We start from the raw sequence: 21,902 nt of genomic DNA, 5'->3' as shown, positions 1-21,902 counted from the left end.
CTGGATTTAACTATTTCCGGAGCATTTCTACCGTAGCCACGGTTCTAAAGCCTAGATGATCTGAACCTGAATCAAGGGCCTGAGGCATTTTCGCTGTGATACGATAACTGGCACAATAAGATTCATTGCACAGAAACGAGCCGCCTTTAATCACTTTTTCCTTCTCATAAGGATTTGCCGGATTATAGGGTTTCTCGGGACCCAGTGGATTAATAACTTCTCCCTGTTCCAAAAGTTTTTGATAGTATTGCTCGTCATACCAGTCTTTGGTCCATTCCCAAACGTTTCCTGCCATATCGAATAATCCAAGGCTGTTAGCTGGAAAGGATTTAACCGGGGCTGCATATTTAAAACCGTCTTCAGGAATGTTTTTCAAGGGAAATTCTCCCTGCCAGGTATTGGCTAGAAAATTCAATTCTTTTTTATCATTTCCCCATGTATAAACTCCACCGGGTCTCTTTCCATGTGCTGCGGCCTCCCATTCAGCTTCGGTAGGAAGCCTTCTTCCGGCCCATCTGCAATAGGCCTGGGCATCTTCAAAGGAAATATGGACTACCGGAAAGTTGTCCTTACCTTCAATTGAACTTCCCGGGCCTTCAGGTTGCTTCCAGTTAGCACCTGTTTTCCATTCCCACCATTGGGAAAAATTAAAGATCTTTAATTCTTCCAGGTCTTTTTTGAAAACCAGGGATCCCGGCCTCAATAAACTGTCGTGGGGTTTTGGGGTTCCGGGTGGGAGCTGCTTTTTTAATTCTTCCCAGTCTATAGGTCTTTCGGCCACTGTAACATAACCGGTTTCTTCCACAAATTCTTTAAAATCTTTATTGGTGACTTCGGTTATATCTATAAAAAAGCCATCCACGGCAACCGGATGTGCAGGTCTTTCCCTTGGAAGTGCCAACGGATCTGACTCGTCTGCACCCATGGTGAAATGCACACCGGAAACCCATTTCATGCCAGGAGGAACATCTACATCGGCTGGTTTCTCAACTAAAATATCACCGATCTCAGGAGTACTTTCCTGGGCTGAAGATAGATCCTTGATCTCCTTGTTCTTATCAGATTTGCATCCTAAGGCAATAAGGCAGAATATTAGAAGTAACTTTTTCATAGGGAAAACTTTTCAGGTCAAAAAATAGCTAATTAATTCCAAATCAGGAAGTATGTAGCTCTAAATTTCAATATTATCTACCAGGTTTGGAAGATATAACAGGTTCGAGTCTGAAGATGATTTGTTCGAATAAATATTGGAGGGGTCTTTTCGTTTTTTTGTTCTTTTTTGGGAATAAGGCCTCATATTTTTCATCAAAATATGCATATCCAAATGGGTTTTCAAATCAATTCGATTAATTTTTAAGAATTATTAATTTGTAGGTTTTCTGGTTATCATTACATTCGGTGACCTAAAATTCTAAATTCCTGCCTTTTTCGGCTAGCCGTTAATCTTAATATGAAGCAATTTTACCTTTGCCTGTGCTTTTTCTTTTCCCTGAATATATTTTATTCCCAGTCCTCAGCAAATAACCAGGCCTTTTTTTCGAAACTTGACTCCATTCAGGGGTATAAAAACCTTGCTATTCTAAACGGTATTTCCTACCGGGAGAATTTCAGGACTATCAATGAAAAACACCCTTATTTTAACGGTAGGGAATTTCAACTGGGTAGCCTGGTTTATGATGATGAAGAGTTTTCTAATATTCTGCTTAGATATGATATTTACCAGGACATTTTAATTGCTACCATAAAAAGATCTGGCGAGGAGGTGTTTATCATTGAGTTAATTACAGACCTCGTAGATTCATTCAGTATTGGAAAACATGAATTTGAAAATTTAAGATCTGTGGAGGATGGCGGAGATCCGGGCTTTTATGAAGTTCTGTATTCCTACGATTGCATGAAAATTTATAAAAAAGAACGCACGAAGCCACTTGATAAAAGAGATAGGAGCGTAGTCTACTATGAATTCGAAAAATTATCTACCGAATATTTTATCTCTGATTCGAACAGTCTCCTTGAGCCAGATCTTTCGGATCTTAAGTATAGATATCCAGATCAAAAAGATCGCTTAAACGATTTCTTTAGGTCTAACCGGTCTCAGAGAAGGTCTAATTATGAGGTTTTTCTTAGAGATTTGGGCAATCTCATTGAGGAGTTCGATTGCAAAACAAAAAAGAACCAGAGCTAAATGAAAAGAATAATTACCCTTATTATCTGTGTTTTTTCATTCTTTTTTTCATCATCCCAGGAAACGGAAAGTTTAGATCTGGAGTTTGAAAATGCCAGGCTGGATGAAGTTTTTAGTCTAATTGAAGAAAATTCAGACTATAAATTCTTCTTTCTGAAGGACTGGATTACAGATACTCGTATTACTAAAAGTTTTCAGGATGTACCGCTAGAAGATATATTGTCAGAAATTTTAGAGGAAACTGTACTTAACTACTATATCCTGGATGATCGCATTATTATTACCGAAAACAACATTGTTCATAAAGACTTTTCATTCCAGACCGAAGAAAAAGAGATCGCAGAACAAACTCCTGAAAGGGTAAATGAAGAGAATATACCTTATTTTCTTGACGAAAATGATAAGGCCGGAGCAATTACTACCCACAAAATCGGGAAGGAATCTGATTCCCGCGGAAATGAATATTACACCCTTACCGGAAGAGTGCTGAACAACAAGGATCAAAGTCCGTTATCTAATGTGGCCATTCTGGTGGAAGGAGAAAACAAAGGTACTCAAACCGATATTGATGGAAATTATAGTCTGCGTTTAAAAGCCGGGCCACATATTTTAATTGCCAGGACTTTGGGGAATGATATTGTAAGAAAAAGAGCAGTTATCTATAACGACGGGACCCTGGACTTTTCACTTTCGGAAAGCCTGGAGCAGTTGAGCGAAGTGATAATTGATTCAAAATCTGACCGAAATGTAAAGGAAGCCTTCACCGGGGTATCGGTGATAGATGTTCAAAGGATCAAAACCATGCCGCTGGTACTTGGGGAAAGAGACCTCCTTAAAGCCGCCACGACTCTGCCCGGAATATCCAAGGCAGGAGAAGGAGCCCTGGGCTTCAATATCCGTGGGGGTAGAGAAGATCAGAACTTAATTCTTCTTGACGATGGGGTTATTTATAATCCTAACCATTTCTTTGGGATCTTTTCAGCTATAAATCCGTTTACCACGGGAAGTGTAGAGATCTATAAAGGAAATATTCCAGCAAAATATGGAGGAAGATTATCCTCGGTTTTCGATATAAGGACTAAAAAAGGAAATACCCAACAAATAGCCGGTGAGGGATCTGTAGGCCCAGTAACCGGAAACCTGGAGCTAGAGGTTCCTATAGTAAAAGATAAATCTTCACTCATACTAGGAGGAAGGGCAACCTATTCAGACTGGATACTTAATACGCTTGATGAAGAGGCGCTGAATAATAGCGAGGCTTCCTTCTACGATGCTATTGCGAATTACAGCCACCAGATAGATGAGAATAACGATTATAATATTACGGGTTATTATAGCCGGGATAAGTTTAGTATAACTTCAGATTCCCTGTATGCCTATAATAACATGATGTTTTCGGGTACTTTTAATCACAGGTTCAACAATGACCTGGAAGGGTCTATCAATGTCTCAAATAGTAATTATGGATTTGATATTGAATACGACAGCCAGTTCGATAACAGCTTTATTTCCAGTTTCGAGATCAATGAATCCAAGCTTAGAATAGACCTGGATCATAGACTGGGCAGGGACCATGAATTAAATTACGGACTTGCCACTAAGCTATACAACATCCAGCCTGGAAGCGTGAGTCCACTGGGAAATGAATCTATCGTAGAGAATAATAGTTTGAACCGTGAAAAAGGGCTGGAATCGGCTCTATTTATTTCAGACGAATTCGAAATTTCTGATAAGTTCCTTTTAAATGCTGGTTTGCGTTTTTCAGCATTTTCGGCTTTGGGTCCTTCAACGGTAAATTCCTACGCCGATGACGCTCCAAAAAGCGAGAATAGTATTACCGGTACCGAAGAATTCGGCAACAATGAAATAGTAAAAACGTATTCGGGCCTTGAATACAGATTTGGTGCACGTTATTCAATATTCGATGATTTTTCGGTGAAGGGCGGGTATAATTCTACCATGCAGTATATCCATACCCTGTCTAATAATACGCTGGTTTCTCCTACCGATATTTATAAACTTTCAGATACCCATATCAAACCACAACGGGCTCAACAGTTCTCTCTTGGATTCTTCAAGAATTTCAATGACAATATGTATGAGCTTAGCGTTGAAGGCTATTACAAGCTTAGTGATGATATTATAGATTTTGAAACTGGGGCAGCTCTATTCATGAACGAGAATATTGAGACCGAGATCATCCAGGGTGAAGGAAAATCCTATGGAGCTGAGTTTTTACTGAGAAAGAATTTCGGAGATCTTAACGGTTGGCTGAGTTACACCTATTCCAGGTCGCTTATAAAGCTGGACAGCGAATACCCGACTCAGAGAGTGAATAACGGAGAATTCTTTCCTTCCAATTTTGATAAGCCGCATGATGTTAGTGTAGTAATGAACTATAAACTTACCCAAAGATTTAGTTTTTCAGCCAATTTTATTTACCAGACAGGCAGACCGGTTACTTACCCTATTGGAAAATATGATTTCAATAATTCACAGTTTGTGGCTTATAGTGACCGAAATCAATATAGAATTCCTGACTATTATCGTCTGGACCTGAGCTTTAATGCCGAGGGAAATCATAAAATTGAAAAACTGGCGCACAGCTTCTGGAGTATCTCTATTTATAATGTCCTGGGAAGAAACAACCCATATTCGGTGTTCTTTGTAACCGATAACGGGGAGGTTAAAGCTTATCAAAGTTCAATTTTCGCCATGCCTATTCCTACGATTACTTATAACTTTAAATTTTAATTCTTTTTGAAGGTTTTTAAAGACATATCACTAAAGCTGAGTTTTTTCGCTGGTATTTTGTTGTTATTGACTTCGTGTGTCGAAGAGCTTGAGCTGGATACAGAGAATTTTGAAAGTATTCTTATCGTAGAAGCGGTGATCACAGATGAGGTTAAAATCCAGGAGATTAAAATTAACCGTAGTTACCGGCTAGAAGAAAACGGACCATCCGAAGTTAGCGATGCTGTGGTGAGTATAGAATCGTCTAATGGTGAAGATATCCTCTTCTATGAAGCCTCCCCGGGCATATATCTTTCTGAAGTGGAATTCAGTGCGGTTCCGGGTACAGAATATACCCTTGAGGTAGCCACTGAAAATTCAATATATCGCTCTTCAACTATTTCTGGCCAGGAATCAACAGGGATCGATGAGGTAAGAACCACGAAAACTAACCTTAGAGGTAGGACCGGGGTAGCCATTCTGGTTAGTTCTTCAGATGAGAATCAGGGAAGTTTTTATAAATATCTATATGAAGAAACCTACAAGATCGTTTCACCTTATGAAAAACTCTGGGACCTCATAATAAATGAAGAAGGCGACCTGGAGGTAATAGAAAAAACCAGGGAAGAATATATTTGTTATAATACTCAGCCATCTGAAGAACTGATTATTTCAGGCACGAATGAACTTTCAGAAAACAACATTAACGATTATCTGGTGAAGTTTATCGCCAGGGACAATTATAAAATGTCTTGGCGCTATAGCATGCTGGTTAAGCAAATGAAGATCTCGGCAGATGCTCACGCCTTTTACGCTACTTTGAAAAAACTTTCTGAAGCAGATAATATCTTTTCTCAGTATCAGCCTGGTTTACTGAACGGGAATGTTCAGGCTGTTGAGGGTAACGCAGAAAAAGTGATAGGTGTCTTTAGTGCCGCTGCAGTAGATGAAGCAAGGGTATTCTTTAGTTATACAGATTATTTTGATCCAATCGTAGAGCAAAGAGCATCCCATCTCAACGATTGTGAAGAATTTACCGATACGCATGATATTCTAAAGGAACTAATAAGTGAGGGAGAAGTGAAGTTTTTCGCCGAGGAACCACCAGATTTTCCAGCCACGACCTATTTTGTGATTTCTGCACCCTGTGTAGATTGTAATTATTTCGGTACTAATGTGCAGCCAGATTTCTGGATTGAATAAAATGAAGACCTAATTAATGAAAAGTATTGAAGCTTTTATAAACTCCAGTAAATCTTTAAGGTATATGCCTGTAAAGGTCATGATCGGCTTGATCTCAATGTTGTTTTTAAATTCATGCGTTGATGAAATTGAACTGGATTCACAAAATTTCGAAAGCTACCTGGTAATTGAAGGTATAATTACCGACCAGGAAGAATTCCAGGAAATTAAATTAACCCGTAGTTATGACCTTGAAGACAATGAACCTTCGGTTGTAGGGAACGCCAGTGTAGAAGTTAATTCTTCAAATGGCGCGACTTTCCGTTTTGAGAGAAATTCAGATGGAGTATATATTTCGGAAACTCCATTCAGTGCGCAGCCGGGAATAGAATATGTACTTGAGATCACCACTCCGGAAGGCACTTATGAGTCCTCAGCTGCAATTGGCCAGGAGCCTACTCTTATCGATAATATTAGCAGTACATTGACTGAAATAAGAGAAGAAACCGGCGTGGCCATTCTGGTAAGCTCCTCAGATGAAAACCAGGGAAGTTATTACAAGTATGAATTTGAAGAAACCTATAAAATCGTTTCCAGGTACAGGATCCTTAACGATCTTATCATTAATGAGGAAGATGAATTTGAGGTAGTTCCCAAAGCGAATGAGGAATATATCTGTTATAACACGCTGCCTTCCCAGGAGTTAGTTCTATCGAACACGGCAGATCTAACAGGAAGCAATATTAATAATTACCTGGTGAGATTCCTTTCCAAGGAAGATTCTAAACTGGCCCACCGATATAGTATCCTGGTAAAACAATTAAAGATATCTGCTGAAGCCCATGCCTTTTATACCACTTTAAAGAACCTGTCTGAGTCAGAGAATATTTTCTCTCAATATCAGCCTGGATTTTTAGATGGGAACATACAGTCTGTAACCAATTCTGGTGAAAGAGTAATTGGATTCTTTACCACTGCCGCCGTAGATGAACAAAGGCTATTCTTTAGCTATACAGATTATTTTGATCCTATAGAAGAGCCGAGGCCTCAGCATTATGGGCCATGTGAACCGTTTACTCCTGAGGACAGGAATTATCTAAGGGAACTTGTGGAATCTAACCAGGTAGAATTATTTGGAGAAGATCCACCTGGAGTTTACAGCGTTATAGCAGCCAGGTGTGTGAACTGTAATTATTTTGGAACCAATGTACAACCCGAATTCTGGACAGAATAAGATGAAAAAAATATCTAAATATCTAATCGTTTTTGCCCTTTTGCTTTCACAATTGAACCAGGCACAGCAATTATCGTCTCAATTGATCGATGCACCCGGGGAAAAGGCAGAAAGGATCTATTTACATTATAATTCCTCATTTTTTCTACCCGGGGAAACTCTGGAATATGCCCTATACAACTTACAGGGAAATAACCTGGAAACAAGCAACATCAGTAAGGTTGCCTATGTAGTTTTATTTGACTCAGATAAAAACGTGGTATTTAAGCATACACTGGATCTGGAATCGGGAGCAGCCTATTCAGATTTTTTAATCCCGTCCTCCCTTGCGTCTGGAAGTTATAAACTCGTTGGTTTTACAAGGTGGATGAGCAATTATGAGGATCCCGGAGTATTTATGGGTGATATCTTCATTATAAATCCATATCTGGAAATAGAAAAGGATAGGATTTTTGCCGAAAAAGACGAAAATACAAGACCCGTCACTGCAGCGACCGATAAAAACCCGGCAACTTTTGATATCAATTTGAACAGTGAGTCTGCTGGAACACGGGAAAAACTGAGTTTGAACCTGGATCTTTCAGAGAGTGAATTGAAAAGGTCTAATTTGTCAATTTCGGTTCGAAAAATTGATTCCACGGTCATGGCCCGTCCTATGCGAGCTGTTGAATTATCAAAAGGGGGTTCAGGGAATTTCAGCTTTAGAAATTTGCCGGAATATCGTGGTCAGAGTATCAGCGGGAGGGTTCTAAATATTAATGACGAACTGGTGAATAAGAAGATGAATCTCACCTTTTCGGTTCCAAACAGGCCAGATAAATTCAGGGTCTATAGTACAGATGATAACGGGAAGTTCAATTTTCAAATTTCAGACCTGATTGATTATTCAACAGCCAGGCTTAAGGTCGTGGCTGAAGATGGTCAAACTTACAGGATAAGCAGGGATTCCTTGGACATGGATCTCACCAATATGGATTTTCCAAAAATACCCCTACATCAGCTAAATGAGGAGGAGTTAAGTGAAAGGATAGTACATCACCAGATCGAACAATATTATGCATCCGTAAAAGCAGATTCCGTCTATAATTACCCAATAGATAAAGTGTTTTATGGAAATAAAGCTACTGAATATGTTCTGGATGAATATACCAGGTTCAGCACTATGAACGAAACTTTCGTGGAAATCGTAAATTACGTTTCCTTTAGAAATGAAGCCGGGAAAAAGGTCGTAAAGATCTCAGATTTTCAAAATCCGAATGCCACAGGAGGAATTCCATTAATCCTGGTTGACGGAATAGCTATTTCAGATCATATGGATGTTTATAATTTAAATCCGAACACGGTTGAATCCATCAGTGTTTTAATTGATAAATATTATTATGGCCCGGCTTTCTACCAGGGTGTGCTGGGCATTAGAACCAAGAATCAGAGTTTTTATCCATCAGACGAGGGATATGAATTAGAATTGCATCCTGTGGAAAATGAAAAGCAATTCTATTCACCTGAATATACTTCAGCGGGAGAAAAACTAAGCAGGATCCCAGATTACAGGTATCAGTTGCTCTGGAATCCAAAAATAGAATCTAGTAACATTGAATTTTATACCTCAGATATCAGTGGTGTTTTCGAAATAAGAGTAGAAGGTTTTCTTCAGGGAGGAAAACCCGTTTCCATAAGCAAAGAATTCCAGGTTTCTGATAAGCTTTGAATTAAGACCAGAATTGTTACAGATAGTTCGGGTTTTTGAACCAGCTAATAATTTGCTGGATGCCTCGGATGTTAAAATAGATTCTTATAACATCTGGTTAACAGTAAGTTAATTGATACTTTGCTAACTTTTACCTCTAATTTATAAAAATAGGATTATGAAAAAGTTGAAAAACTACGGACTTCTGATATTTATCTTTTCCTTAGTATTGAATTTTGATGCTAACGCACAAACGAAAGAAAAGGATTTTATTAAGGATAAGGACAAGGAAAACCTGGTAGTGGATGCGAAATACGCACTTGAGGAACTAAAGGAAAACAACGCAGATGTAGCTAAGCTAGCCGATGATGCCTACGGCTACGTAATTTTTCCTAACGTGGGAAAAGGAGCTTTCATCGCAGGTGGCGCAGCCGGAAATGGTGTAGTTTACCAGGGAGGCAAACAAATTGGCTGGGCTAAACTAAGGCAGGTAGATGTTGGTCTTCAAATTGGAGGAGAGGCTTTTAGAGAAGCTATTTTCTTTCAGACTGAACAGGACCTTGACGAATTCAAGTCTAGTGAACTGGAATTCACCGGAGGTGTTTCTGCCGTAGCCATAACCGAGGGAGCTTCGAAAACTGTGAATTTCGAGGATGGAATGGCTGTGGTTACCATGCCAAAAGGTGGTGCCATGATCGAGATTTCAGTAGGTGGGCAGAAATTTAAATACCAGGATATGTAATCCTTTTAAAAATGAATATGGGCCGGTTTATGACCGGCTTTTTTATTTTATATGCATGAAGAATCAAATCAAAAACCTAATATTTGACGTTAATGAGACTCTATTAGATCTTGAACCCCTAAGTTTAAGCATCAATAATGCTTTAGGAGACCAACGTGCTTCTGAATTATGGTTCTCACAATTACTTTATTATTCTCTGGTGGAAACCATAACCGGAAGTTATCACGATTTTAGCAGTATTGCCGCAGCTGTTTTTAAAATGCAGGCCAGGAAATATGATAAAGACTTTTCAGATGAAAAGGTCACTGAGATCTTGAGTCCAATAAAAGAACTTCAGGCTTATCCCGAGGTTGCCGAAGCTTTAGGTATTCTTAAAGATGCCAGATTTAACCTAATAGCCTTCAGCAACGGCAAACCAGATGTGCTGAATGATCAGCTTGAATTTGCCGGAATTAAGCATTTCTTTGACCATATTCTCAGCGTGGAAGGAGGAAAGAGGTATAAGCCACATCCAGATGCCTACGCTTATGCTTTAAAGACCGGTGAATTGGAAAAGCAACATACGATGATGGTTGCAGCCCATGCATGGGATATAAGCGGTGCCCAGAGATACGGTTTGAGAACTGCGTTTATTCAAAGAAGCGGAAAATATTTATTCCCGCTGGCAGAAAAACCTACCATTCGAACTTCTAATATCCTGAATCTGGTGAAAGAGTTAACCGTTTAAAGTACTTGAAATAAAAACCGCGTGAAGTTTGTACTTACGCGGTTTCAATTTTAATCTCTTACAATTTTTAAAAGTCGAAGTTAAAGGTGAAATTCAATCGTCCTCCTTCATCACCAACATAGTAACCTATATTACCCGTAAAGGCTTTAAAGGCATTAATGAAGATTGAACCTCCATAATTCGTATGCCATTCGTTGCTGTTATCTTCATCCAGCCATACACGTCCATAATCGAACCCTGCACTGGCTCCAATCCTGATAGGAATAAAATCGGTTCTAAACTGGGTGATTCCGCTTCGCACATCAATATTCTGGTAAAAGGCATATTTACCATTGAAGCGTTCATTTCTATAACCTCTAAGGCTGTTATCATTCCCGCCACCTAAAGTTGCAGCGTGGTAGAATTCATAATTATCACCTATGATAGCCTCACCTCCAATTTTGGTTGCGATCGTGGCAAAACCGCTCTCATGAAGTGGGTAGTTTAGTGCCAGCATTGGTCTTACGTAACCAAATTTATTATTGTTTTCATCTATATTGCTTTTGTATCCCGCGGTTAGGTCTAGTTCCACTCCTCTGGAAGGAAAAGCAACCCGGTCTTTATTCCAGTAATTATAATTTAATTCGGCCCCAGCATACAACTGGCTGTTAAATACTGCATTTCCGGGATCGAAGGCATCAGCGATAAATCTGCCTTCATCATACGAAACCTCGAAAGATTCTATCATAGGCCTAATGTCGAAATGCACGTTTTCACTCTTGCGATAAATAAGAGAAGGTGAAAATCTCCATTTCTGAATTCTTACCCTGTTAAAGTCTCTGGATACATCATCCTGGTCGTATTCTGTGTCATTTCCAGACCCAAAATAATTAATTACAAAATTAGGACTGGAATAATATGCATCTATACCCAGGTTCCAGTTATGAAAAAAATGAGCGAATTCACCTGTATAGCCAATATCATAACCTTTGGTAGCGAAATAATAATTGGCCGTTACATTATGCTTGGCAGTAAATGGGTTTCTTGCCAATCCATAAAGAGTATAGGTGTTGCTTACCCCAAGGCTAAAACCCTGGTCTGAATTAAAATCGGCGCTCGGGAACAGTGTAAACTGTCTAATCTTTTTCTTCTTGGGATCATAATTATTGATATCATAAGAATCTACCAGCATTTTTCGAGCTCCCGGAGTTTTTATGGTGTTATCCTTGCTCTTATAGTCATATAATTTCGCTCTGCGTTTATTCTGGAAATCATAAGTATCATTTTCCTCTCCACCAATAACTTTCAGTCTTACCAGATTTGATCCTTTACCCTCTATCTTGAATTTATCATCTCCATCCAGGCCATAAACCCAGATCTCCCTGGTCATATCTGAATTATATGATTTCTGAGCGGCAATTTCACCATCTTCATTGGTCATTTCTATAGTGGTAACTCCATCTGGTTTTCGGGTGATAAGAAATTCGTCATCATCATCTGTACCTATAAAAACATCAAATTCTGAAAGGTGTTCGTAGTAATCCCTGGCTATTTGCTCAAGATTTCCTCTTCTGGCTTTCATGATTTCCTTGATTTCGGCCACGTATTCGTCATTTGCGATTCCTTCTGGCAGCACATTGAAAGCTTCCATAATTACTTCGTCAGTAATATTTTCCTGGATATAATTTGCCTGTTTTTTCCATTCTTCCCAGTCGGCATTTCTTATGAAAGCCTTATCTATGGGATATCCTGCGATATTAAACCATTTTGGCCTTTTTACCATTGGGCTGTATTCTTCCATGGCCCTGAATTGTGGAAAGGCAACCCTAAGCATGGCCAGGGCAAATCCGTCAGTTTTCGGGAAAACCTGGTCCCGGTCTTTGGCGATGGGTAAATACCTTTTTTTGCCATCTTCATCTTCAAACTCAGCCCATTCATATTGTCCGGAATGTCTGTCCCAGTCTCCCATAAGCATGTCCAGTAAGCGAGCCCTAATGAACATATCTTCGTCTACATAGGCATCTTTAGTCTCTCTTACTTCAAGATAAAGGTCTGAGGTATTCAGGATATCATCTGCATTTCCGAAAATGTCCAGGTCTTTATTTTCGCCTCCCACGTGCCATTCGAACATATACAGTTCATCTCCATAATCCTTATTGTGAATTCCCAAAGCTTCCTGTTTCGGAACATAATACAAACTGGAATTAGGGTGGTAAATATCCAGTTCGTCCATAAATCTGCTAGCGGGGAAAGTTCCGTACGGAAAAGCGGTGGTATAGAAATCCTGTACATATCTTTCAGCGACTGTGTTCTCCAGGTAATCTTCAACGTAATGAGTAGTTACAACTGTAGTTTGAAGGAACTGCAGTGCGCTTTTTTTGATGGCCCTGAGAGTAAATTCGTGTTCCTCATCATCTATAAATCCTAGTGATCTGGATTGATGCCCTCCTCCGGCACCAAGTACCTTCAGATTTCCAGGAATGGTATCTAGGTACAGCACAGGAAAATCAAATTTTCTGCTATAAAGCGGGCGGTAATGCTCTCCCCAGATAGCCCTATACAATCCATCTTTATCAGTTTCTTCCTGGGTATAAACAGAGGCGCTGGTAGTGGCTCCAAGTTTGTTTTCTGGCCAGTTTACTTCCTCCAGGGTGGGGCGTTCCAGCACGATCTTTTCATTGAATATTTCCTCAGATCCGGAATCTGTAAGTTTGAAGATTTCCAGGTTAGAGCTTCCATTCCTGTTCACCTTTAATTTTGCATAACCAAGGTCATATGCTGCGAAATCACCATTGTCTTCATCTGGCCTGGCTTTTTCCGGTTTAGAAGTTACACCGGCAATAACCTGTTCCACCCGGTCGTCCCTTACAAACTGTAAATTTTGATCCTTTCCTGAAAGAAAGATAACATCGTTATATTGTTTAGCCAGGGCTTCGAGCGAATTCAAAAGCTTTTTCATCTTGGGATTCCGTCGTGTCTGGGTGCCATAACCGATCATTTTTTGGAAAAAACCCAGTTTGGTTTGTGACATTATCGGATGATGAACAGCTACCAGGATGGTCTTTTTCTGGCTATCCTCTAGTTCATCATTAAATTCTTCTAGGAACTGAGCCCTGGTTTTTATTTCACATTTATTATTGATATATGGGTGTTCATCCCAGTCTTCAACATACCACTGGGAATCTATCATGATAAGCTGAACATCATCATTAAGGCTTTCGCTTTCTATAGGACAACCATCATCTGGATTGAAATCGGCATTAGAATTATCCTGGAGAAAGGATTCTAGATCATCTATATTATCTGGGGCATCCTTTTGCCACTCGTTATATCCAGGAGTGAAGAATACTTTTCCCTTAAAACCTTTTATCTGTTCAAGAAGATTCTTTTTTAGATCTTCCTGTACCAGATCCCTTCCGCCATCCTTATCTGGATAGCCTGATTTTGGTACTATGTTTCCTATAATAACCAGGCTTGCTGAATCTCCTCCTTTAGAATCTTCTACAATTCTGCTTAGTATTGCCTTATTCTCCTCATTGGTTCTTAATGCGGTATTGGAAGTAATATATACCGAATGAGATATCTCATTCTGCTGAGCAGAACCTAAAAAGGGAATTAGGAATAAAAGAAAAAGTGATAATGGTAAGCCGGTTGATTTGAAAGGTAGGGTTTCTATAATATTGGTCATATTAAGATTAGGTTGTTTGGTTGTTAAAGATAACTTGGGCTTAGTTTCGCTTAACCTTCAAAAAAATTTAATTTTGAGGCATTCTCATAGGCATTTATAATACTTTAACAATGTAGCCTAAAAATTTTACTAATAATATTGGACTTTAAATAGGCTTAAAATTTTCGTGTTTTGGCACTGATGGTTAACTTTCGGCTATAATTTCATAGCCCTTTGATCAGATATTTCAGCTTATTAATATTTCTTTTCTCCTTTTGCAGTTTAGTGGGGCAGGAATTGCCTCCGGTAGTCAATTTTGGACCTAACCAATATTCGGCAGGTAACCAGAACTGGATGATTGACCAGGCTGAAAATAAAAACCTTTATTTCGCAAATAGTACGGGTCTACTGGAATACAACGGAGAAAACTGGGAACTATATCCTGTACCGAATAATACCATTGTAAGGTCTCTAAAAGTTGTAGGAGAACGTGTTTACACGGGTGCCTACATGGAAGCTGGTTACTGGGAGAAAGATGAATTCGGCAGATTAAAATATGAAAGCCTGGTTCCAAAATTTCCGAATGGAATAGTGGATGGGGAACAATTCTGGGATATCGAGTATTTGGACGACCTAATTATTTTCCGAAGTTTTAACGGCATCTATTTCTACGATGCCGGGAGGGATGATCTAAGCCAGATGGAAAACATATGGAGCAAACCATTCTCTGGCATTTTTAAACTAGGAGAAGAACTATACTTTCAGTTGGTTGGAGAAGGACTTTTCAAGATGACCAATGGAGATCCGGAAATTATAATCCCACCAGATGAATTGGGAGAGATCGCTGTAATGCATCTATATTACAATAATGCAGAACTGAGGATTATTTCCGGTAAATCTGAATTCCTTCGCTGGGACGGGCAAAAACTAACCAGGCAAAATACCTCTTTTAATGAACAGTTTGGTTTTCCGAATATTCTAGATGCCATAGACCTGGATGAAGGAGGACTCGTACTGGGAACAGTAGGCAAGGGTGTTATTAGGGTTGACTCTAAAGGGAAACCTGTTAATGTTTTTAACCAGGAAAACATTTTACTTAATAATACGGTGTTGGATCTATTCAAAGATGATTCCGGAAATATCTGGGCCGGTCTTGATTATGGAATCAGTCAGATAGATTTAGAATCTTCATTTCGTTCATTTCAGGATATTCGTGGTGAAATAGGATCTGTTTATGCCTCATTTCAGCAAAATGGAAACCTTTATCTGGGTACAAACCAGGGATTATATCTAAGGAAAGAGAATGAAGAAAAATTCCAGATCATTGATGGTACCGAAGGTCAGGTATGGTTCATAGATAAGTTGGGGGGTATTCTATGGTGTGGTCATAATAGCGGAACTTTTCGAATCCTTGGTGATAAGGCGGTAAAGGTATGTGATAGATTAGGTACCTGGCTTGTAAAAAAGTATGCTGATGATGTTTTTATTCAGGGGCATTATAATGGGATAAGTTTTATAAGAATATCTGGCGAAGATCTTGAGGTAATCCCCATGCTTAAGGATTTTCCGCATTCTTCCAAATTTATTGAAGTCAAGGATACCGGAGAGATTTGGATAGGTAATGAACATAAAGGGGTATTTCAAATTCGAGTAGGGGATTCCCTGGCAGAAATTGAAAATATCAAAAATTATGAATTCACTGAGGAGTCTGGTATTACCTCCAGCATTTTCGAATTTAATGACACACTTTATTATAGTTCTAAGGAGAATATTTATAAATATGATCCTGTAAAAGATTTGTTTTCTAAGCAAAATGAATTGAATTTTACCCTGGATGGTTTCGAAAGGGTTTCCGGAAAAATGGTGAGTGAAGAAAATAAAGCCAAATTATGGGGTTTTGGTAATGAAGGGATTTTTTACATTAAACCCGGGACTCTTAGCAGGGATTATGATCTAAGGTCTATATATATAGATCAGGATTTCAGGAATATTGCCGTTGGTTATGAGAATATCTCAAATTTGGAAGAAAACGATTACCTTCTTGGAATTGCGAATGGATATCTAAGAATTCGCGACACCGAAGAGGAAGATCCAAAACTTACAATAAACCTCGATCTCATTGAAATAAGTGCGCTGGATGCCGAGCCTGAAAAAGTAGTATTTGGTGAAGAAGGAAATTTTAATTTCGACCATAATAATATCAACTTCAGCTTTAGTGCCCCGGTTCATGATAAATATCTGAATGCTGTTTACAGTTATCGCCTGGTAGGATTAAGTTCGAATTGGAGTGAATGGACAGATTCGAATCAAGCGAATTTTAAGAATCTTAATTTTGGGGAATATAGATTCGAGGTAAGGGCCAGGGTTGGCAAATTTGAAACCCCTGCAGTTAGTTATAATTTTACCATAAATCGGCCTTATTATTTGAGTAACCTGGCATTGGTGGGTTATTTCTTAAGCTTTGTTTTGATCCTGGTAATGGTGCATTTATTCAATAAAAGGCATCATAAGAAAATGATCGCAAAGCGTGAACAGACCTTGCAGTTAAAGAATCTGGAAGCTGAAAAGGAGATCATTAAACTTCAGAATGAAAAACTGGAACAGGATATGGCAAATAAGAACCGGGAGCTGGCCGTTTCTACGATGAGCCTTATCAAGAAAAACGAATTTCTCACTAGCATAAAGGAGAAACTTCAGAATTCGGGAGATTCATCTAAAGTGAGTTCAGTTATAAAGACCATAGATAAAGATATTAGCGAAGAGGATAACTGGAAGTTCTTTAAAAAGGCTTTTAATAGTGCCGATAAGGATTTTTTCAAGAAGATAAAAGCAAGGCATCCAGAGTTAACTTCCAACGACCTGAAATTATGTGCTTATTTAAGATTGAACCTTTCTTCAAAAGAAATCGCTCCTTTACTTAATATTTCAGTTAAAAGCGTGGAAATAAAACGATATCGTTTGCGTAAAAAGATGGATTTAGACCGTGAAACGAATCTAACAGAATATATTCTTGCTTTATAACCTTAACAAGGTTTCAAAATAACTCTACATTACCACTACATTGAGTTATTATGCTGAAAATCAACGAAAACCTTTGCGTTTTCATTTATCCCCGGAAACCCCTGTAATTATTGTGAATTGTGTAAAATGAGGTGAATTTATTTTAAAAATCCTCATTTGTAGATTTTTTGTAAAGGTCTTTTTCATTTTCTCCTAAGACTATGTTAATATATTGAGAATTCAAATTTAATAATTATTCACATGAGGAAATTTACCTGTCTTTTGATTGTATTTCTAAGCGGGTTTTTCGGTGCATACGCTCAATCGTTTTCGGTGAGTGGAAATGTTACCGATGAGAACGGAATGCCTTTACTGGGGGTTAATGTAATTGTAAAAAATGAGTCAAGAGGTACTACTACCGATTTTGACGGAAATTATACAGTTGATGATATCTCCCAGGGGGATGTACTCCAGTTTAGCTATCTCGGTTTTCAAACCCAGGAGATCACAGTTGTTGATCAGCGAACTATTGATGTGACCTTACTTACAGATTCTGAAGCTCTGGATGAAGTAGTGGTAATTGGTTACGGAACACAAAGTAAAAAGGAAGTTACCGGAGCCGTAAGCGTGGTTGGTTCACAAACCATTGAAGACCTTAACCCGGTTCGTGTTGAACAGGCCTTACAGGGAACAGTACCCGGGGTGAATATCACTTCTACTTCCGGTTCACCAGGTAGTGCTTCTACAATCTCTATTAGAGGTATTAGTACCAACGGGAATAATAATCCGCTTATCCTGGTGGATGGTAACGTAATAGAGGATCTTAGTGTAATTAACCCAAAAGATATTGAAAGCATTAACGTATTAAAAGATGCCACGGCTGGTATCTATGGAGTACGTGCAGCTAACGGTGTAATCCTTATAACCACAAAATCTGGTGCGTATAATGCAGATTTGACGGTTGAACTGGATGCATATACCGGAATTCAGGAAACTACCAGAAAATTACCTTTACTCGATGCTACAGAGTATGCGGTTATAGTAAATGAAGCTTATGCTGCAGCAGGAGAAAATCCTCCTTATCCTAATTTCAGAAATCTGGGTCAGGGAACCAACTGGCAGGACGAGGTATTTACCACTGCCCCAATTTCAGACATTAACCTGAACGTCTCTGGCGGTGGTGAAAAGTCCAAATATTCTTTTGGCGCATCCTACTTCAATCAGGACGGTATCGTTGGAAGCGGAAAGTCTGAATATGACCGACTAACTGCCAGAATGAACTATAATCTTGAGATTATTGAGAATCTGAAAATTAATGTATCAGGAATCTATACTAACAGCAACAGGAGTACTCTTGCTGAAAATGCTCTTGGTTCTGTTCTTTTCAACGCCGTAAACATGAACCCGAATCTTAGTGTTTTCGATGAAAATGGAGAATATACACTTGCAGAAGGTTTAGGGAACGAGGTAATTAATCCTTTAGCTCAAATTGCGAACACCTATAATGACACTGAGATAAATAAAATTAGTGGTGTAGGTGGACTTGAATATACTTTGTGGGACAAACTAACCGCAAAAACTCAATTTCAATTCAACTATTCTGAAGTAGATGGAAAGTCTTTTGCTCCTGAAGTATTCTATGGTTCAGGAAAAGTATTTAACGTAGATCGAAATAACGTAACTGAAAACTTCGATATCTACAGGGATTACACCTGGGATAATTTCCTTACTTATGATGACAGCTTCGGCGATCATAATTTGAAGGTTTTACTGGGTATGTCTGTATTCAAGACCCAGGGGGAGCTATCTTCACTTACCGGGTTTGAACTGCCAACCAACGATTATGAAAGTGCTAGTATTGAAGACGCGGTGGAAGTTCAGGATGCCTACCAGAATGGAGGTGACTTCTTTGATTCCAGGTTACTATCATACTTCAGCAGGTTACAATATAACTATCGTGGAAAATACCTATTCTCAGCCCTCATTAGAAGGGATGGTTCTACAGCCTTTGGACCTGAGAACAAATTTGGATGGTTCCCTTCAGGATCTGTAGGATGGGTGATTTCAGACGAGGAATTTCTTGCTGATTCAGAAATTCTAAGCTTCCTGAAATTACGTGGGAGTTACGGGATCATAGGGAACGACAGGATTCCTGCTTTCAGATTTGTATCCCTACTTAACGGTGAAGGAACTTATGTTTTCGATAATGAACTTGTTTTTGGTAAAGCAGGAGGAGCTTTAGGTAACCCTGAAATAAAATGGGAAAAGCAAAAAACTCTGGATATAGGTTTGGATGCCAGGTTCTTTGATAATAAGCTTGATATTACCATGGATTACTTCAAAAGAAGAACTGAAGATCTTTTGGTGGTTTCACAGGTGTCTGGAATCCTTGGAGTAGGAGCTCCCGGAGCTGCACCACCCGTGATTAATGGCGGTATTGTAGAGAATAAAGGACTTGAATTCTCTATTGGTTATAACCAGGCGGTTAACGATGATTTTCAGTTCAATATTAACTATAATATGACGGCTCTGGATAACGAAGTTATTTTTGTTGATAGCGATAATGCTTTCTTAACCGGTGGATCTTTCGGAATTGGACAGGAGCCACCTTCAAGAATGGAGGCAGGAGAGCCTCTTGGTTATTTCTACGGTCTTCAAACAGATGGACTTTTCCAGACACAGGAAGAAATAAATGCTAGTTCTCAACCTGATGCCTTTCCTGGAGATCTTCGCTTCGTAGATCAGAATGGTGATGGAATGATAGATACAGATGACAGGGTGAATATTGGAGACCCTATCCCAGATTTTACTATGGGTCTTAACCTTGGATTTACTTATAAGAATTTCGATTTTAACGCCTACGCTTTCGCGTCTATAGGCAATGACATTGTGAGAAATTATGAGCGTAATCAGCCAAATACCAATAGAACGAATTCATATCTGGGAAGATGGACAGGAGCCGGATCTACCGATAGTTTCCCAAGAGTGACCATTGGTGCGAACACAAATAATCTGTTTTCAGATTTCTATGTAGAGGATGGTTCATACCTAAGAATGCAAAATATACAACTGGGTTATACCCTGGATTCAGACCTGGTTAACAATACAGGTGTAGAGAAATTCAGGATTTACGCTTCGGTAAACAATGCGTTTACCCTTACTGAATACCAGGGATATGATCCTTCTGCTTCTAGCGGAGATCCAATTGGGGGTGGTATAGATCAGGGATTCTACCCTGTACCTAGAGTTTATATGTTAGGAATTAATTTGAAATTTTAATTAGATGAGAACGAAATTATATACAATCAATTGGATACTTGCCCTCTCTATGCTGGCAGTATCTGGATGTAGTGATGACTTCGTGTATGTAGATAGCCCAGATGAGAATTCTGAGACCTATTTTAATACACCAGAAGAATACGATCTCGCGTTAGTTGGAGCGTATGACCTTTTGCAATCTACCTATCTTAATGTGATGTTGGGAGAGATCGCTTCAGATAATACGCTTGCCGGTGGAGAGAGTGCTACCGACGTACCTGGGATCCAGGAAATAGACGATATGAGGCATACTCCCGTGAACCAGCAATTAAGAGATATATGGAGCTGGATGTTCGCAGGGGTGAATCGTGCCAATTACGTGCTTGAATTTCAGGATAAAATAGATTTTGAAGGAAAGAACGAGATCATTGCACAGGCAAGATTTTTAAGGGCTTATTACTATTTCGAACTGGTAAAATGGTTTGGAGATGTGCCATTAGCTGTAGATAAGAGGATCAATTTTGGAGAACAATTCGATATTCCAAGAACACCTAAAGAGGAGGTTTATACGTTGATCGAAGATGATCTGATTTTCGCCGCTTCCAATCTTCCGGTAACCCAGGAACAGGAAGGGAGAATTACCTCCGGGGCAGCTCAGGCACTTTTAGGGAAAGCTTATTTATACCAGGAAAAATTTGCAGAAGCTGGTACAGCTTTCGAACCTGTAATTAACGGGCCTTATTCTTTAGTAGAGGATTATGAAAGTATATTCGAGCCTGAAGGAGAGAACAATTCAGAATCTGTATTCGAAGTTCAGTATACAGATCAGGAAGGAGCTGGATTTGGATGTTTGCAATGTAGTGAAGGAAATGTAGCGGTTGGATTCAACGGTATCAGGAATTACGCCGGACCGGTTTTCGAATCTGGATTTAGTTTCAATCTTCCGGTTCAGGAAGTGGTAGATGAATTTGGGGCAGATGATATAAGAAAGGATGTTGCCATTCTGGATATCGAAGCCTGGGCAGCAGAAACCGGAGCTACTTATGTGGAAGGTTATGAGCATACTGGTTACTACAACCGAAAGTATATCGCCAGGCAGGGTGATCTTAACACTGGTGATGCGAACCTTACCAACCCGAACAATTACAGGGCTATCAGGCTTGCCGATGTTCTGTTAATGGCTGCTGAAGCAAATTATAAAAAAGCCTCCCCCAACGAAGAATTGGCCAGGGAATATTTAAATATGGTTAGAGAAAGAGCCGGGCTTGAAGAGGTGGCCTTTTCTGGAAATGAACTGCTTGAGCAGATCTATGAAGATCGCAGACTGGAACTGGTAGGAGAGGGACATCGTTTCTTCGACCTGGTTAGAACCGGAAGAGCAGCTGAGGAAATTGATGGTTTCCAGACCGGAAAGCATGAATTATTCCCTATTCCAGCTATCGAAATAGAATTAACAGGTAACATCTGGGAACAAAACCCAGGCTATTAAAATACTAAACTGAATTAAG

The 21,902-nt window shown here is 39.3% G+C and carries 12 protein-coding genes; 10 read left to right on the top strand and 2 right to left on the bottom strand.

The features are described 5' to 3' along the window. Positions 1 to 10 precede the first annotated feature (10 nt). The gene (locus ML462_RS03795; RefSeq protein ID WP_240712396.1) at positions 11 to 1,111 is read right to left on the bottom strand and encodes a formylglycine-generating enzyme family protein; all 1,101 of its coding nucleotides are present in this window, start codon (positions 1,109 to 1,111) and stop codon (positions 11 to 13) included. 339 nt (positions 1,112 to 1,450) lie between these two features. Between ML462_RS03795 and ML462_RS03790 the strand changes: the two genes are divergently transcribed. The 7 genes from ML462_RS03790 (at position 1,451) to ML462_RS03760 (ending at position 10,490) form a co-directional block, all read left to right on the top strand. After that, positions 1,451 to 2,185, top strand: coding sequence for a hypothetical protein (locus ML462_RS03790; protein ID WP_240712395.1), 735 nt, complete (start codon positions 1,451 to 1,453; stop codon positions 2,183 to 2,185). Next, on the top strand, positions 2,186 to 4,939 hold the full coding sequence (locus ML462_RS03785; protein WP_240712394.1) for a TonB-dependent receptor domain-containing protein: 2,754 nt from the start codon (positions 2,186 to 2,188) through the stop codon (positions 4,937 to 4,939). It abuts the gene before it with no gap. 6 nt (positions 4,940 to 4,945) lie between these two features. Next, complete coding sequence (locus ML462_RS03780) at positions 4,946 to 6,121, top strand: DUF4249 domain-containing protein (RefSeq protein WP_240712393.1); 1,176 nt, start codon at positions 4,946 to 4,948, stop codon at positions 6,119 to 6,121. A gap of 16 nt (positions 6,122 to 6,137) precedes the next feature. Beyond that, positions 6,138 to 7,334, top strand: coding sequence for a DUF4249 domain-containing protein (locus ML462_RS03775; protein ID WP_240712392.1), 1,197 nt, complete (start codon positions 6,138 to 6,140; stop codon positions 7,332 to 7,334). Position 7,335: 1 nt separating this feature from the next. Next, entirely contained in the window at positions 7,336 to 9,042 is a 1,707-nt protein-coding gene (locus tag ML462_RS03770) for a hypothetical protein (protein WP_240712391.1), read from the top strand. A gap of 157 nt (positions 9,043 to 9,199) precedes the next feature. Then, positions 9,200 to 9,763 (top strand): lipid-binding SYLF domain-containing protein, encoded by a 564-nt coding sequence (locus ML462_RS03765; RefSeq protein WP_240712390.1) that lies wholly within the window; start codon positions 9,200 to 9,202, stop codon positions 9,761 to 9,763. A gap of 55 nt (positions 9,764 to 9,818) precedes the next feature. After that, on the top strand, positions 9,819 to 10,490 hold the full coding sequence (locus ML462_RS03760) for a haloacid dehalogenase type II (protein ID WP_240712389.1): 672 nt from the start codon (positions 9,819 to 9,821) through the stop codon (positions 10,488 to 10,490). Positions 10,491 to 10,557: 67 nt separating this feature from the next. Here the strand turns inward: ML462_RS03760 and ML462_RS03755 are convergent, their stop codons facing one another. Beyond that, positions 10,558 to 14,157: a bifunctional metallophosphoesterase/BamA family protein gene (locus ML462_RS03755; RefSeq protein ID WP_240712388.1), complete on the bottom strand. Its 3,600-nt coding sequence runs from the start codon at positions 14,155 to 14,157 to the stop codon at positions 10,558 to 10,560. Positions 14,158 to 14,370: 213 nt separating this feature from the next. Here ML462_RS03755 and ML462_RS03750 point away from each other — a divergent pair, with 213 nt between their 5' ends. From ML462_RS03750 to ML462_RS03740, 3 genes are all read left to right on the top strand, one after another. Next, positions 14,371 to 17,157 (top strand): helix-turn-helix and ligand-binding sensor domain-containing protein, encoded by a 2,787-nt coding sequence (locus ML462_RS03750; RefSeq protein WP_240712387.1) that lies wholly within the window; start codon positions 14,371 to 14,373, stop codon positions 17,155 to 17,157. A gap of 240 nt (positions 17,158 to 17,397) precedes the next feature. After that, positions 17,398 to 20,415 (top strand): SusC/RagA family TonB-linked outer membrane protein, encoded by a 3,018-nt coding sequence (locus ML462_RS03745; protein ID WP_240712386.1) that lies wholly within the window; start codon positions 17,398 to 17,400, stop codon positions 20,413 to 20,415. 4 nt (positions 20,416 to 20,419) lie between these two features. After that, the gene (locus tag ML462_RS03740; protein WP_240712385.1) at positions 20,420 to 21,883 is read left to right on the top strand and encodes a RagB/SusD family nutrient uptake outer membrane protein; all 1,464 of its coding nucleotides are present in this window, start codon (positions 20,420 to 20,422) and stop codon (positions 21,881 to 21,883) included. The last annotated feature ends 19 nt before the right edge of the window (positions 21,884 to 21,902 follow it).

Origin of the sequence: Christiangramia lutea (assembly GCF_022489035.1) — a bacterium.
GTDB classification, from domain to species: Bacteria; Bacteroidota; Bacteroidia; order Flavobacteriales; family Flavobacteriaceae; genus Christiangramia; species Christiangramia lutea.
This window is presented reverse-complemented; position numbering and strand designations above follow the sequence as displayed.